We start from the raw sequence: 13,467 nt of genomic DNA, 5'->3' as shown, positions 1-13,467 counted from the left end.
GCGTTACACAAGCCAGGCCGCGGCGCCAGGCGGCAACGCGCCGCCGCCCACGGGTGCGCTGGCCAGCAGCAGTTCGTCGTTCGGTAGCGGCAGCGGACGCCGGCCGGCGTTGAGCACACACACCCCGGCGCCGCGCCGGAACGTCAGCACGTCGCGTGGCGCGGACCGCCACTCGATTCCGTCACCAGTGAAAATTGAACTATCCCTGCGTATTTCGAGTGCCCGCTGAAACAACAAGAGTGTCGAGCCGGGGTCGGCGAGCTGCTTCTCGACGGTCAGCTCCGCCCACTGCGGTGGCATCGGGAGCCAGGTGCGGACGTTGCGCGAGAACCCGAACGGGGGTGTCTGCCCCGACCACGGCAGCGGGACGCGGCAACCGTCACGGCCGCGTTCGGCGTGGCCGGAGCGTTCCCAGGTCGGGTCCTGCAGGGCGTCGTCGGGCAGCTCGGCGTCCGGCAGCCCCAGTTCCTGGCCGTTGTAGACGAACGCCGCGCCCGGCAGGGCAAGCATCACCAGCGCCATCGCGCGGGCGCGGTCCAGCCCGGCCCGGCCGCCGCCGTAGCGGGTGACTTCCCGGCCGACGTCGTGGTTGGACAGCGTCCAGGTCGGCGGCACGCCTTCGATCGCCGCGGCCGCCAGCGTGTTCTCGACCGCGTCGCGGATCTCGGCGGCGTCGAAACCGGCCTGCGCGAGGCGGAAATTGAAGCCGAGGTGCAACTCGTCGCGCCGCAGGTACTGCGCCCACCGGACGTTGTCGCGGACCCATACCTCGCCGATGGTCACCGCGTCGGGATAGTCGTCGACGACCCGGCGGATGTCGCGATGGATGGCGTGCACGTTGGGGTGGTTGAAGCGGGGGTCGTCGTCTTCGTGGCGCAGCAACATGTTGTCCACCGACGTCATGTCCGGCAGCCCCGGCGCTTTGGCCATGCCGTGCGCGACGTCGATGCGGAAACCGTCCACGCCGCGGTCCAGCCAGAACCGCAGCGTCTTCTCGAAATCGTGGAACACCTCCGGGTTGTCCCAATTCAGGTCCGGTTGCGCGGCGTCGAACAGGTGCAGGTACCACTGACCGGGGTTGCCCTCGGGTTGGCCGACCCGCGTCCAGGCCGGCCCGCCGAACACTGAGACCCAGTTGTTCGGGGGCTCAGCGCCGCCGGGTCCGCGACCGTCGCGGAAGATGTAGCGCCCGCGCGCGTCGCTGCCCGGCCCGGCGGCCAGCGCGGCGGCAAACCATGGGTGGGCCGAGCTGGTGTGGTTGGGCACCACGTCCATGACGATCTTGATGCCCCGCCGGTGGGCCGCGACGATCAGCCGCTCGAGAGCCTCCAGCCCGCCGAAGAGGGGGTCGACGTCGCGGGGATCGGCCACGTCGTAGCCGTGGTCGGCCATCGGCGAGACGGTGACGGGATTGATCCACAGTGCGTCGACGCCGAGCGCTACCAGGTAGTCCAGCCGGGCCACCACCCCGTCCAAGTCGCCGACGCCGTCGCCGTTGCTGTCGGCGAACGAGCGCGGGTACAGCTGGTAGAAGACAGCGTTCGGCCACCAGCCCACAGCGCCCGTCACAGCGGCGAGTTGACCATGAAGTGGGCGGCCTTTTCCAGGTACTCCAGCAGTTCCCGGCGGTGTTCGTCGTCGAGGGTGCGCGAGTCGATGGACGCCACCGCGATGTTCATGCACCGCAGCCAGGCGTCGCGTTCGATCGGTGAGATCCGGTAGGGGGCGTGACGCATCCGCAGCCGCGGATGCCCGCGCCGGTCGGAGTAGGTTCGCGGGCCACCCCAGTACTGTTCGAGGAACATCCGGAGTCGGTCCCGCGCGCCCGTGAGGTCCTCCTCGGGGTAGATCGGGCGCAGGATCTCGTCCTCGGCGACGAGTTCGTAGAACCGCGACACGATGGCGTGGAAGGTGTCGGCCCCGCCGACGGCGTCGTAGAAGGTCTGCTGCAGTTGCTCCATCGCCTCCATTGTGGGCCATCGCTGCGCATGGGCCTCCGGCGGCGCGGGTGTACAGCGGCCCAATGAGCGTGCGATCGGCGGCGAATCATGGTGGACTGTTCGGCGGAGGATGTATGGCGCAGCGCACCAAGCGCCGCGGTCACCGACTGGGTGACGCGGCAGGGCCGACCGGACCGGTGGCCGCTTCCAGCTTGCACGGTGCTTCCTTTTTACACGGTGTCGACGCCCCCGGGCCGCGTGACGCCGGATCGCTCTGGAACCGGCGGCGGGTGCTGCTGCTGAACTCCACCTACGAGCCGCTGACCGCGTTGCCGCTGCGGCGGGCCGTGGTGATGCTGATCTGCGGCAAAGCCGACGTCGTGCACGACGACCCGTCCGGCCCGATCATCCACTCGGCGACCAGGTCCATCGCGGCGCCGTCGGTGATCCGGCTGCGGTCCTACGTCCGGGTGCCGTATCGGGCCCGTGTCCCGATGACCCGGGCGGCGCTGATGCACCGCGACCGCTTCTGCTGCGCGTACTGCGGGTCCAAAGCCGACACGGTCGACCACGTGGTGCCGCGCAGCCGCGGCGGCGACCACTCCTGGGAGAACTGCGTGGCCTGCTGCTCGACGTGTAACCACCGCAAAGGCGACCGGCTGCTGGTAGAGCTGGGCTGGTCGCTGCGTTTGACGCCGACGTCGCCGCAGGGCCGGCACTGGCGGCTGCTGTCGACGGTCAAGGAACTCGACCCGGCCTGGGTGCGCTATCTGGGCGAAGGCGCCGCGTAACGCGCGTCATGGGATACGGTGTCGTCGTGAGCATCCTGGAAATTCACCTCTACTTCGTGGGGATCCCGCTGTTGCTGGTGATCGTGCTGGCGACGCTGATCTGGTCGCACCCGGGGCCGCATCCGGCGACCTACACGATGTCGGAGCCGTGGACGCATCCGCCCATCCTGTGGTCCGCTGTTGACGAGAACGTCGGCGACGGGCACGGTCCGTCCGAGTTCAGTGTGGGAGGTGGCGCCAGTGGCACGTGGTGAGGTCGCGACCATCGAGCCCGCCCAACTGCCCGACGGCTGGGTGTTCACGACCAGCGGGCGGATCTCCGGGGTCACCGAGCCCGGCGAACTGTCCGTGTGGTACCCGTTCCCGAACGCCGACCTGGTCACCCTCGACGACGCGCTGACCTACGGAACGCGGGCCGCCGGCGCCCGGTTCGCCGTCTACATCGGCGACCTCGGCGAGGACACGGCGGCGCGGGCCCGTGAGATCCTGGCCAAGGTGCCCACGCCGGACAACGCGGTTCTGGTCGCGGTATCCCCTGACCAGCATGCGATCGAGGTGGTCTACGGCTCGCAGGTACGCGGTCGCGGGGCGGAGTCGGCGGCACCGCTGGGTGTCGCCGCGGCCGCGGCGTCGTTCGCCGACGGCAACCTGATCGACGGTCTGGTCAGCGCGGTGCGAGTGCTCAGCTCCGGCATCTCGCCGGCTTAGCGGTCTGGGCCTACGCCTGCAAGCTCCGACCGAGGGTGGTCTCGCTCGTCAGTTCGTCGGGGTGCCGTGCACCGGGGGTCAGATCACCGAACGTGAAGCCGTTGCGAGAAATCCGGCCAATTCTCGCAACGGCTTCACGTTCGGTGCGGCCTAGCTGCACAGGGTCGACCCACACGCCTCGTTAGGCACAGCTACCTGGCTGTGCTGCAGACCTGGTGACAAGCACATGATCCCGACAAACTTACGAGCGCGACCGCTGAGCCTGTCCGCGCGGCATTCGGTGCGCGCTCGCGGCCGACGGGGTCGCCGTCAGCCCGCATCGAACATCCGCGCCCTCAGCGCCCGCTTGACGCCGGCCTGGCCCTCGAGCACCAGCCGCCGCAACGCCGGCGGCACCTCGGGGTCGGCGAGGAACGTGTCGGCGGCGGCGATCCCGTCGTCGCCGATATCCCATGACGGGTACAGCCCGACGACGACGGTCTGCGCGACTTCGCTGGACCGGCGCTCCCACACGCCGGGAATCGCCTCGAAGTAGCGCGGGGTGAACGGCGTGAGCAGCTCCGACTGGCCGGGCGCGGTGATGCCGGCGATAATCGACCGCCCGGTGATATTCGGCAGCGTGTCGTCGTCGACCACCTGGGCCCACGCGTCTTCCTTGACCGCCAGGTGCGGTCGCGCCGCCGAGGCCTGGGCGGCCTGCCGCCGGCCGGCGGCGGTCGGGTCGCGCTGTATCTCGGTGTCGATCACGTCGGAGTCGATCACTCCCGCGGCGGCCAGCGCGGTGACGATGCGCCAGCGCAGGTCGGTGTCCACCGTCAGCCCGGGCAGCTCCACCTCGGCCGGGTCGCCGGACAGCAACGCCGCCAGCACGTCGGTGTGCCGGTCCGAGAGCACCAACGTGCACATCGCGTTGACGAAAGCCAACTGATGGTCGGATCCGGCGCCGGCGCCGCGCGCCAACTCCAGCAACCGGTCGGCGAACGCCGGCCAACCCTGCGCACGCGCCCAACCCGGCTCGGCGTAAGAACCCAGCGCGGTCTGTGCCTGCAGCAACAGCCGCTGCGCCACGCCGACCTCGGTTTCGGCATGCACGCCACCGGATACCAGAGCCACGAAATCGCGGGCCCGGAACTCCGCCTCACGGGTCATCTCCCAGGCCGCCGACCACACCAGCGTTCGGGGCAACGCCTCGGCGATATCGGCGATGCGGTCCAACGCGGTCTGCAGCGACTCCGGGTCGAGTCGCAGCGAGCAGTAGGTCAGGTCGTCGTCGTTGACCAGAACCAACCGGCCGCGTGAAACCCCGTCCAGCGCAGGCACTTCGGTGACGGGGCCGGCAATGTCGAGCTCTTCGCGATGCACCCGGACCAACCGCCCGCCGCCGTCGTCGTCGTAGACGCCGACCGCGAGCCGATGTACCCGCGTCTCGTCGGCACCCGGCGCGGCGCCGCTCTGCGTGACCGCGAACCGGGTGAACCGGCCGTCGGCGTCGACGTCGAAATCCGGCCGCAGCGTGTTCAGGCCGGTCGTTTTCAGCCACTGCCGGCCCCAGTCGGACAGATCGCGGCCGGACGCCTTCTCCAGCGCGGTGAGCAGGTCGTCGAACGTGGCGTTGCCGAAGGCGTGCTTGCGGAAGTAGTCGCGCAGGCCGGCGAGAAAGTGCTCCAACCCGACGTAGGCCACCAGTTGCTTGAGCACGGAAGCGCCTTTGGCGTAGGTTATCCCGTCGAAGTTGACCTCGACGGCCGCCAGGTCGGGAATGTCGGCGGCCACTGGATGCGTCGTCGGCAGCTGGTCCTGCCGGTAGGCCCACGACTTCTCCGCGTTGGCGAACGTCGTCCACGCTTGCGTGAATTCGGTTGCCTCGCTTTGGCACAGCACCGATGCGAAGGTGGCAAAAGATTCGTTGAGCCACAGGTCATCCCACCACCGCATGGTGACCAAATCGCCGAACCACATGTGCGCCATCTCGTGCAGCACGGTCTCACAGCGGCGCTCGTAGGAGGCGCGGGTGACCTTGCTGCGGAAGACGTAGTCCTCCAGGAAGGTCACCGCACCGGCGTTTTCCATTGCTCCGGCATTGAATTCGGGAACGAACAGCTGGTCGTATTTACCGAACGCATACGGCATGCCAAAGTGCTTGTGGTAGAAGCTGAATCCCTGCTTGGTCTGGGCGAACAGCCGCTCGGCGTCCATGAATTGGGCCAGCGATGCCCGGCAGTACAGGCCCAAGGGGATGTCGCCGTGCTCGTCGGTGTAGACATCGGTCCACCTCGCATATGGACCGGCAATGAGCGCCACCAGATACGTGCTCATCCGGGGCGTGGTGGCACACCGGTGCACGCCGTCGTCCACGCTGACGGCTGCGCCGTTGGAGATCACCTGCCAGTGCGGTGGCGCGGTCACCGTGATGTCGAAGGTGGCTTTGAGGTCGGGTTGGTCGAAGCACGCGAACATCCGCTTGGCGTCGGCGGTTTCGAACTGCGAGTACAGATACACCTCGTCGTCGACCGGATCGACGAAGCGGTGCAACCCTTCGCCGGTGTTGGAATAGCGGCAGTCGGCGTCGACGACGACGACGTTTCGCTCGGCCAGGCCGCTCAGCGCGATGCCGGTCGACTCGTCGTAGCCCGACACGTCGAGCTCGCGGCCGTTGAGCGTGGCGCTGCGAATCGTGTCCGCGGCGATGTCGAGCATGGTCTCGGCGCCGGGGAGCGCCTCGAACTCGACGGTGCTGATCGACCGGAAGGTTCGTTCGCCGGGCGCGCCGTCGCCGGCGGTCAGGTCCAGGCTGATGCGGTAGTTGTCGACGGTGACCAGCGCCGCGCGCTCGGCGGCTTGGTCGCGGGTGAGGTTGGGAAGAGCCACGCGTCCCAACTTAGGCCTGCGCCGATGCGGGGCGCGGAGCGGTCGCAGGTGAGCCGACCCGTCGGCGTGAGAGCGCTGTCCGATCGAGCCTGAGCGCCGGGAACAGCCCTCCCGTGGCTACGGTTGTGCTCAGCGGCTGTCCCGACCGTCGACGAGAGGATTGTGCATGTCTGAGAAGTCACGAGCCGATTTCTGGTTCGATCCGCTGTGCCCGTGGGCCTGGATCACCTCACGCTGGATCCTGGAGGTTGAGAAGGTCCGCGACATCGACGTCAATTTCGCGGTGATGAGCTTGGCCGTGCTCAACGAGAACCGCGCGGACCTGCCCGAAAAGTACCGGGAAGGCATGAAGAAGGCATGGGGTCCGGTGCGGGTGGCGATCGCCGCCGAGCAGGCCCACGGCGCGCAGGTGCTCGGACCGCTGTACACCGCGATGGGCACCCGCATCCACGACGACGGCAACAAGGAGCTCGACGACGTCATCAAGCAGTCGCTGGCCGAGGTCGGTCTGCCGGCCGAGCTGGCCGGTGCCGCCGACAGCGACACCTACGACGAGGCGCTGCGCGCAAGCCACCACGCCGGCATGGACGCCGTCGGCGAGGACGTCGGCACGCCGACCATCCACGTCAACGGGGTGGCGTTTTTCGGGCCGGTGCTGTCGCGGATTCCGCGTGGGGAACAGGCGGGCGCGCTGTGGGATGCCTCGGTGACCTTCGCGTCCTACCCGCATTTCTGGGAGCTCAAGCGGACCCGCACCGAGCCGCCGCAATTCGACTGACGGCGCCTCGCGGTCACGGCACCTCGGGTCGGGCACAATGGCGGGATGCGCGTCTACCTCGGTTCCGACCATGCCGGCTACGAGCTCAAGCAGCAGATCAAAGGTCATCTGACGAAATCCGGCCACGAGCCGATCGACTGCGGCGCCTTCAGCTACGACGCCGACGACGACTACCCGGTGTTCTGCATCGCCGCCGCGACGCGCACCGTGGCCGACCCGGGCAGCCTGGGCATCGTGCTGGGCGGTTCGGGCAACGGTGAGCAGATCGCCGCCAACAAAGTGCCCGGGGCCCGATGCGCGCTGGCCTGGAGCGTGAAGACCGCCGCACTGGCCCGCGAGCACAACAACGCGCAGCTGATCGGCATCGGCGGCCGCATGCACACCGTCTCCGAGGCGCTGGCCATCGTCGACGCGTTCCTGACCACACCGTGGTCACAAGCACCGCGCCACCAGCGTCGTATCGACATCCTCGGTGACTACGAGCGCACCCACCAAGCGCCGCCGGTACCCGGCGCGTCGGGCTGACCGTGCCCGAGGGGCACACCCTGCACCGGCTGGCCCGGCTGCACCAGCGGCGGTTCGCCGGCGCCCCGGTCGCGGTGTCCAGCCCGCAGGGCAGGTTCGCGGCGTCGGCTGCCGCCATCGACGGGCAGGTGCTGCAGCGCACCGGCGTGTGGGGCAAACACCTGTTCCACCACTACGCGCATGGCCCCACGGTGCACATACACCTCGGCCTCTACGGCAGGTTCACCGAACACGCCACGCCGATGCCGGCGCCGGTCGGCCAGGTGCGGATGCGGATGGTCGGCGCCGAGTACGGCGCCGACCTGCGCGGCCCGACGGTGTGCGAAGTGATCGACGACGCCCAGGTCGCCGACCTGGTGGCCCGACTCGGGCCCGATCCGTTGTGCCGGAACGCCGATCCGCTGTCGGCGTGGACGCGAATTCACAAGTCCCGCAGGCCGATTGGCGCGTTATTGATGGATCAGGCGGTGATCGCCGGGGTGGGCAACGTGTACCGCAGTGAGCTGTTGTTCCGCCACGGCATCGACCCGTACCGGCCCGGCACAGCGATCGCCGAAACCGAATTCGACGCGGCGTGGACCGATCTGGTTGCGCTGATGACAGTGGGGTTGCGCCGCGGGCGGATCGTGGTGGTCCGTCCCGAGCACGACCACGGCGCGCCGTCCTACGCGCCGCGGCGCCCGCGGACCTACGTGTACCGCCGGGCCGGTGACCCGTGCCGGGTGTGCGCGACCACGGTTCGCACCGCGGAACTGGAAGGCCGGAACCTGTTCTGGTGCCCGGGCTGTCAGCGGTGACGCCGGCGGGGCCGACGCGTGCCGTGCGGCACCGGTCAGCCGGTGGTGACGCCCAGCGCGGCGTAGATCTCGCCGGACAGCGCCACGCTGCGCGGGTCGGCGTTGGCCTTGGTGGCGTCGTAGTGGCTCATCACGTAGGCGTAGCCGATGCGATGCTCGAGGTCGACGAACCCGAACGAGCCGCCCAGGCCGCCGTGGCCGAAGATCCGCGGGTTGGGGCCGTTGACGCAGCGCTGGTTGAGCATGTAGCCCAGACCCCACCCGTGGTCGGCGACGCGGCGGCCGAGCACCAGGTCGGTGTCGAAGCCGCCTTGGCACACCCGGACGAGCTCCATGTGGCGACGGCTCAGCAGTTTCTCCTGCGCGAGCGCGTTGTAGAACGTCGCCAGGCCCAACGCCGAAACGTAGCCGTTGGTGCCGGGGAACTCCAACTCCCGCCACAGCTGCGGGTCGTTGCAGGCGAGCTCGTCGTCGGGGGCGAACCCCATCGCGACGGCCAGCCCCGCCTTCGGGTGGGCGTCGAGCGTGGTGGGGTGCTCGGGCGCTGACACGTCGGCCAGCATCGTGCGGATGTGCGGCTTGTTCAGCCGCTCGGCGCAGCGGTGTTGTTCGCTGCGGGGCAGGCCGATGTGGACTTCGGCGCCGAGCGGCTCGGCTATTTCGGCGCGCAGGTACTGGCCGACCGTGCGTCCGGTGACGCGGCGGAACACTTCGCCGAGGATGAACCCGAAGGTGGTCATGTGGTAGCCCTGGGCCGTTCCGGGTTTCCACCACGGTTCGGCGACCGCCAGCCGTTCGCAGACGAAATCCCAGTCGGCGACCTGCCGCCAGGGCAGTCGGGTGCGCGGGCCGATCACCCCGGATCGGTGACTCATCACCATCGCGACGGTGACGTCCTCTTTGCCGGCCTGCCCGAACTCGGGCCAGTACCGGGCCACCGGAGCATGCAGGTCGATCTCACCGCGCTCGACGAGCTGATGCACGCAGGTGCTGGTCAGCCCTTTGGTGCCGGAGAGCACGTTGGCCAGCGTGTCTTCCCGCCACGGGCGGGCCCCGCCGGCGTCGGCCGAGCCGGCCCACAGGTTGACCGCGAGGTCGCCGTCGACCCAGGCCGCCACGGCGGCTCCGATTTCGGCGCGCAGCGCGAAGTTCTGCTCGAACGCGTCGCGCACCTTCTCGAATCCCGGCGCGCATGAGCCCTGGATGTCGACGTCGCGCATGGCGCCTTCCTGTCGCGCGGCCCCCAGCCGGAGCGGGCGACGGGAATCGAACCCGCGTCGCTAGTTTGGAAGACTAGGGCTCTACCATTGAGCTACACCCGCGCGAATTGCTCGTGCGTGACCTTACGTCCCCGCCGGGATCAAATCCAACTGCCGTTCCCTCGTTATCTCGCGGTGAGGTCGTCAGCCGGGCCCGCCGGGTCGGGCCGTAGGATCGCGGAGTCGAGTGCGGGGTGTAGCGCAGCTTGGTAGCGCATCCGCTTTGGGAGCGGAAGGCCGCAGGTTCAAATCCTGTCACCCCGACCCACCGCGGCGGCGGCCGTCCGACGAACGACACCGAGGAGTACGCACGTGAAGAGCACCGTCGAGCAGTTGAGCCCGACCCGGGTTCGCATCAACGTGGAGGTGCCGTTCCCCGAGCTCCAGCCGGACTTCGAGCGCGCCTACAAAGAGTTGGCCAAGCAGGTGCGGCTGCCGGGATTTCGGCCGGGCAAGGCGCCGGCCAAGCTGCTGGAGGCGCGGATCGGCCGGGAAGCGGTGCTCGACCAGGTGGTCAGCGAGGCCCTGCCCAGCCGCTACGGCCAGGCCGTGACGGAATCGGATGTGCGGCCGCTGGGCCAGCCCAAGATCGCGGTGACCAAGAAGGTGTACGGCCAGGAGCTGGTCTTCACCGCCGAGGTCGACGTGCGCCCCGCGATCACGCTTCCGGACCTGAGCGCGTTGCGGGTCACGGTGGACCCGGTCGAGGTCGGCGACGACGACGTCGACGCCGAGTTGCAGTCGCTGCGTGCCCGGTTCGGCACCCTGACCGCGGTGGACCGGCCGGCCGCCGATGGCGACGTCGTCTCGATCGACCTGTCGGCCGGCCTCGACGGCGAGGACGTGCCCGACATGGCGACGCAGGGCCTGTCCCACGAGGTCGGCTCCGGCCAGCTGGTGGAGGGCCTCGACGAAGCGATCATCGGGTTGTCGGCCGGCGAATCCCGGGTTTTCACCACCACGATGGCGAGCGGCCGGCACGCCGGGCAACAGGTCGAGGTCACCGTCACGGTCGGATCGGTCAAGGAGCGCGAACTTCCCGAGCCCGACGACGAATTCGCCCAACTAGCAAGCGAATTCGACACGATCGACGAGCTGCGGGCCAGCCTGGCCGACCAGGTCCGCCAGGCCAAGCGGATCCGGCAGGCGGAGGCGGTCCGCAACGCGGCGCTGGACGCCCTGCTGGCGCAGGTCGACATCCCGCTGCCGGAGGCGATCGTTCAGGCGCAGGTGGACAGGACGCTGCACCAGGCCCTGCACGGCCTCGACCACGACGAGGCCAAGTTCGCCGAGGCGCTCGCGACGCGGGGCTCCTCCCGCGAGGAGTTCGCCGCCGACGCCCGGTCCTCTGCCGAGAAGACCCTCACCACGCAGTTGTTGATGGACGCGCTGGCCGACGACCTCGACATCCAGGTGACCCAGAACGACCTCACCGAGAGGCTGGTGCTGACGTCGCAGCAGTACCGGGTCGACCCGCAGCAGCTGCTGCAGTACCTGCAGCAGAACAACCAACTGCCGGCCATGTTCGCCGACGTGCGGCGCGGGCTGACCATCGCCGCGGTCATCGAGGCGGCCACCGTCACCGACACCGCCGGCAATGTCGTCGACACCAGCGATTTCTTCGGGCGGACTGCTGCGTCCAACGAGGCCGAGGACTCCGACGAGGCCGACGACTCCGGCGAGGCCGCGGACCAGGCGAAGTGACGCTGTGAGCGAACGCGGGTCCTTCGGGGAGTGCGCACCGGCGTGGGTTCGTTAGTGTCGGGGCATAGCGGATCTCGAGAAAGCAGGTATCGCGCCGTGGCTGACATGCGTTCGAATGCGCAGGGTCTCAACCTCGTCGACTCGGTCTATGAGCGTTTGCTCTCCGAGCGCATCATCTTCCTGGGATCGGAGGTGAACGACGACATCGCGAACCGGTTGTGTGCGCAGATTCTGCTGCTCGCGGCCGAGGACTCGACCAAGGACATCTCGCTGTACATCAACTCCCCGGGCGGCTCGATCAGCGCCGGCATGGCGATCTACGACACCATGGAGCTGGCGCCGTGCGACATCGCCACCTACGCGATGGGCATGGCGGCGTCGATGGGCGAGTTCCTGTTGGCGGCGGGAACCAGGGGTAAGCGCTACGCGCTGCCGCACGCCCGCATCCTGATGCACCAGCCGCTCGGCGGCGTCACCGGCAGCGCCGCCGACATCGCCATCCAGGCCGAACAGTTCGCCGTCATCAAGAAGGAGATGTTCCGGCTCAACGCCCAGTTCACCGGCCAACCCATCGAGCGCATCGAAGCCGATTCGGATCGCGACCGCTGGTTCACCGCCCAAGAAGCCCTGGACTACGGCTTCGTCGACCACATCATCACCCGCGCCCACGTCAACGGAGCCGCATCATGAATCCCGATATCCAGCCGCAGGCGCGCTACATCCTGCCGTCGTTCATCGAGCACTCCAGTTGGGGAGTCAAGGAGTCCAACCCCTACAACAAGCTGTTCGAGGAGCGCATCATCTTCCTCGGCGTGCAGGTCGACGACGCGTCCGCCAACGACATCATGGCCCAGCTGCTGGTGCTCGAGTCGCTGGATCCGGATCGCGACATCACCATGTACATCAACTCACCCGGCGGCGGGTTCACCTCGCTGATGGCGATCTACGACACCATGCAGTACGTGCGGGCCGACATCCAGACCGTGTGCCTGGGCCAGGCCGCGTCCGCCGCGGCGGTGCTGCTGGCCGCCGGGACTCCGGGCAAGCGGATGGCGCTGCCCAACGCGCGCGTGCTGATCCACCAGCCGTCGCTGTCCGGTGTCATCCAGGGTCAGTTCTCCGACCTGGAAATTCAGGCCGCCGAGATCGAGCGGATGCGCACACTGATGGAGACCACGCTGGCGCGCCACACCGGCAAGGACGCCGCAGTGATCCGCAAAGACACCGACCGCGACAAGATACTGACCGCGGCCGAGGCCAAAGAGTACGGGATCATCGACACCGTGCTGGAGTACCGGAAGCTGTCGACGGCGACGGCCTGATCCTCCGCCGAGCGTGACGCTGTTGCGAATTTTCGCTCGTTTTTTCGCAAGGGCTTCACGTTCGACGCAGCAGCGCCGTCACCCGCGCGATGTCGGCGGGCCGCACCCGACAGCAGCCGCCGACGATGCGGGCTCCGGCCGCAACCCACTCACGGGCGAGCTGCCCGGAAAATCCGCCGAGTCTCGGCCCCGTCCAGGCACGGCGGGCGCCGTCCCAGCGTTCGCCGCTGTTGGGGTAGACGATGACGGGCTTCCCGGTCGGGGCCGCCAACTCGATCGCCGGCAGCACGTCGTCCGGTGAGCAGCAGTTGACGCCGACCGCGACGATCTCCGGCACGCCGGCCGCCACCGCGAACGCATCGGCCAGTGGCTGGCCGGCGCGGGTGAAGGTGCCCACGACGGTGTAGCTGAGCCAGGCCGGCACGCCGACCTGTCGGACCAGGCCCACCAGCGCCTCGGCCTCGTCGGCGTCGGGAATGGTTTCCACGGCGAGCACGTCGGCGCCGGCGCCGGCTAGCACCTCCAGCCGGGGCCGATGCCAGGCTTCCAGCGCGGCGACGCTGAGCCCGTAGCGGCCCCGGTACTCCGATCCGTCGGCCAGTGCGGCGCCGTACGGGCCGACCGAGGCCGCCACCCATCGATGCTCGGCGGGCGACCCGCTGCGCCCGGCTTCGCCGCGCTTGCGATCGCCGTGACCGTCGGCGGGCGACCCGCTGCGCCCGGCTTCGCCGCGCTTGCGATCGCCGTGACCGTCGGCGGGCGACCCGCTGCGCCC

At 69.1% G+C, this 13,467-nt stretch carries 14 protein-coding genes and 2 tRNA genes; 10 read left to right on the top strand and 6 right to left on the bottom strand.

The window, feature by feature from the left end:
* Nucleotides 1–3: 3 nt before the first annotated feature.
* Complete coding sequence (locus tag ABDW21_RS00650) at nt 4–1,569, bottom strand: glycoside hydrolase family 13 protein (protein WP_343709929.1); 1,566 nt, start codon at nt 1,567–1,569, stop codon at nt 4–6.
* Nucleotides 1,566–1,952, bottom strand: coding sequence for a globin (locus ABDW21_RS00645; RefSeq protein ID WP_343600457.1), 387 nt, complete (start codon nt 1,950–1,952; stop codon nt 1,566–1,568). The genes ABDW21_RS00650 and ABDW21_RS00645 overlap by 4 nt, the downstream gene beginning before the upstream one ends.
* A 122-nt stretch (nt 1,953–2,074) precedes the next feature.
* Here ABDW21_RS00645 and ABDW21_RS00640 point away from each other — a divergent pair, with 122 nt between their 5' ends.
* The 3 genes from ABDW21_RS00640 to ABDW21_RS00630 are packed head-to-tail and all read left to right on the top strand — an operon-like array spanning nt 2,075 to nt 3,439.
* Entirely contained in the window at nt 2,075–2,731 is a 657-nt protein-coding gene (locus ABDW21_RS00640) for an HNH endonuclease (protein ID WP_343600456.1), read from the top strand.
* Between the two features lie 35 nt (nt 2,732–2,766).
* Entirely contained in the window at nt 2,767–2,985 is a 219-nt protein-coding gene (locus ABDW21_RS00635; protein WP_343600455.1) for a hypothetical protein, read from the top strand.
* The gene (locus tag ABDW21_RS00630; RefSeq protein ID WP_343600436.1) at nt 2,972–3,439 is read left to right on the top strand and encodes a DUF5130 domain-containing protein; all 468 of its coding nucleotides are present in this window, start codon (nt 2,972–2,974) and stop codon (nt 3,437–3,439) included. The genes ABDW21_RS00635 and ABDW21_RS00630 overlap by 14 nt, the downstream gene beginning before the upstream one ends.
* Nucleotides 3,440–3,748: 309 nt before the next feature.
* Here the strand turns inward: ABDW21_RS00630 and pepN are convergent, their stop codons facing one another.
* Entirely contained in the window at nt 3,749–6,307 is a 2,559-nt protein-coding gene (gene pepN / locus ABDW21_RS00625) for an aminopeptidase N (protein WP_343709928.1), read from the bottom strand.
* A 166-nt stretch (nt 6,308–6,473) separates the two neighbouring features.
* Here pepN and ABDW21_RS00620 point away from each other — a divergent pair, with 166 nt between their 5' ends.
* Genes ABDW21_RS00620 through ABDW21_RS00610 form a run of 3 tightly spaced genes read left to right on the top strand, consistent with a single transcriptional unit; the run spans nt 6,474 to nt 8,407 of the window.
* Nucleotides 6,474–7,085: an Rv2466c family mycothiol-dependent reductase gene (locus ABDW21_RS00620; protein WP_343601007.1), complete on the top strand. Its 612-nt coding sequence runs from the start codon at nt 6,474–6,476 to the stop codon at nt 7,083–7,085.
* A gap of 45 nt (nt 7,086–7,130) precedes the next feature.
* Nucleotides 7,131–7,610 (top strand): ribose-5-phosphate isomerase, encoded by a 480-nt coding sequence (locus ABDW21_RS00615; protein WP_343601006.1) that lies wholly within the window; start codon nt 7,131–7,133, stop codon nt 7,608–7,610.
* A 2-nt stretch (nt 7,611–7,612) separates the two neighbouring features.
* A complete protein-coding gene (locus ABDW21_RS00610; protein WP_343601005.1) occupies nt 7,613–8,407 on the top strand; it encodes a DNA-formamidopyrimidine glycosylase family protein in 795 nt (264 codons plus the stop codon).
* A 35-nt stretch (nt 8,408–8,442) separates the two neighbouring features.
* On the opposite strand, the gene ABDW21_RS00605 is transcribed toward ABDW21_RS00610, so the two are convergent.
* Together ABDW21_RS00605 and ABDW21_RS00600 are read right to left on the bottom strand one after the other, a co-directional pair.
* Nucleotides 8,443–9,627, bottom strand: a complete 1,185-nt coding sequence (locus ABDW21_RS00605; RefSeq protein ID WP_343601004.1) for a serine hydrolase domain-containing protein — start codon at nt 9,625–9,627, stop codon at nt 8,443–8,445.
* A gap of 31 nt (nt 9,628–9,658) precedes the next feature.
* A tRNA-Gly gene (locus tag ABDW21_RS00600) sits at nt 9,659–9,729 on the bottom strand.
* A 127-nt stretch (nt 9,730–9,856) separates the two neighbouring features.
* On the opposite strand from ABDW21_RS00600, the gene ABDW21_RS00595 reads away from it, so the two are divergent.
* The 4 genes from ABDW21_RS00595 (at nt 9,857) to clpP2 (ending at nt 12,692) form a co-directional block, all read left to right on the top strand.
* Nucleotides 9,857–9,930 (top strand) — tRNA-Pro (locus ABDW21_RS00595).
* 48 nt (nt 9,931–9,978) lie between these two features.
* Entirely contained in the window at nt 9,979–11,370 is a 1,392-nt protein-coding gene (tig, locus tag ABDW21_RS00590; RefSeq protein ID WP_343709927.1) for a trigger factor, read from the top strand.
* Nucleotides 11,371–11,466: 96 nt separating this feature from the next.
* Nucleotides 11,467–12,060: an ATP-dependent Clp protease proteolytic subunit gene (locus ABDW21_RS00585; protein WP_343601002.1), complete on the top strand. Its 594-nt coding sequence runs from the start codon at nt 11,467–11,469 to the stop codon at nt 12,058–12,060.
* Entirely contained in the window at nt 12,057–12,692 is a 636-nt protein-coding gene (clpP2, locus tag ABDW21_RS00580) for an ATP-dependent CLP protease proteolytic subunit ClpP2 (RefSeq protein ID WP_343601001.1), read from the top strand. Before ABDW21_RS00585 ends, clpP2 begins: the two co-directional genes overlap by 4 nt.
* A gap of 55 nt (nt 12,693–12,747) precedes the next feature.
* Here the strand turns inward: clpP2 and mmuM are convergent.
* A partial coding sequence (gene mmuM / locus ABDW21_RS00575; RefSeq protein WP_343709926.1) for a homocysteine S-methyltransferase occupies nt 12,748–13,467 on the bottom strand: 720 nt, incomplete at its 5' end.

This window comes from Mycobacterium sp. (genome assembly GCF_039583805.1).
GTDB lineage: Bacteria > Actinomycetota > Actinomycetes > Mycobacteriales > Mycobacteriaceae > Mycobacterium.
Note: the sequence above shows the minus strand (reverse complement) of the source record. Positions and strands in the feature narration are given on the sequence as shown.

Bases quoted from the DNA above. Each gene is read 5' to 3' on its own strand.
- ABDW21_RS00640 (WP_343600456.1), top strand. From the start codon at position 2,075: ATGGCGCAGCGCACCAAGCGCCGCGGTCACCGACTGGGTGACGCGGCA.
- ABDW21_RS00620 (WP_343601007.1), top strand. From the start codon at position 6,474: ATGTCTGAGAAGTCACGAGCCGATTTCTGGTTCGATCCGCTGTGCCCG.
- ABDW21_RS00615 (WP_343601006.1), top strand. From the start codon at position 7,131: ATGCGCGTCTACCTCGGTTCCGACCATGCCGGCTACGAGCTCAAGCAG.
- ABDW21_RS00605 (WP_343601004.1), bottom strand. From the start codon at position 9,627: ATGCGCGACGTCGACATCCAGGGCTCATGCGCGCCGGGATTCGAGAAG.
- clpP2 (WP_343601001.1), top strand. From the start codon at position 12,057: ATGAATCCCGATATCCAGCCGCAGGCGCGCTACATCCTGCCGTCGTTC.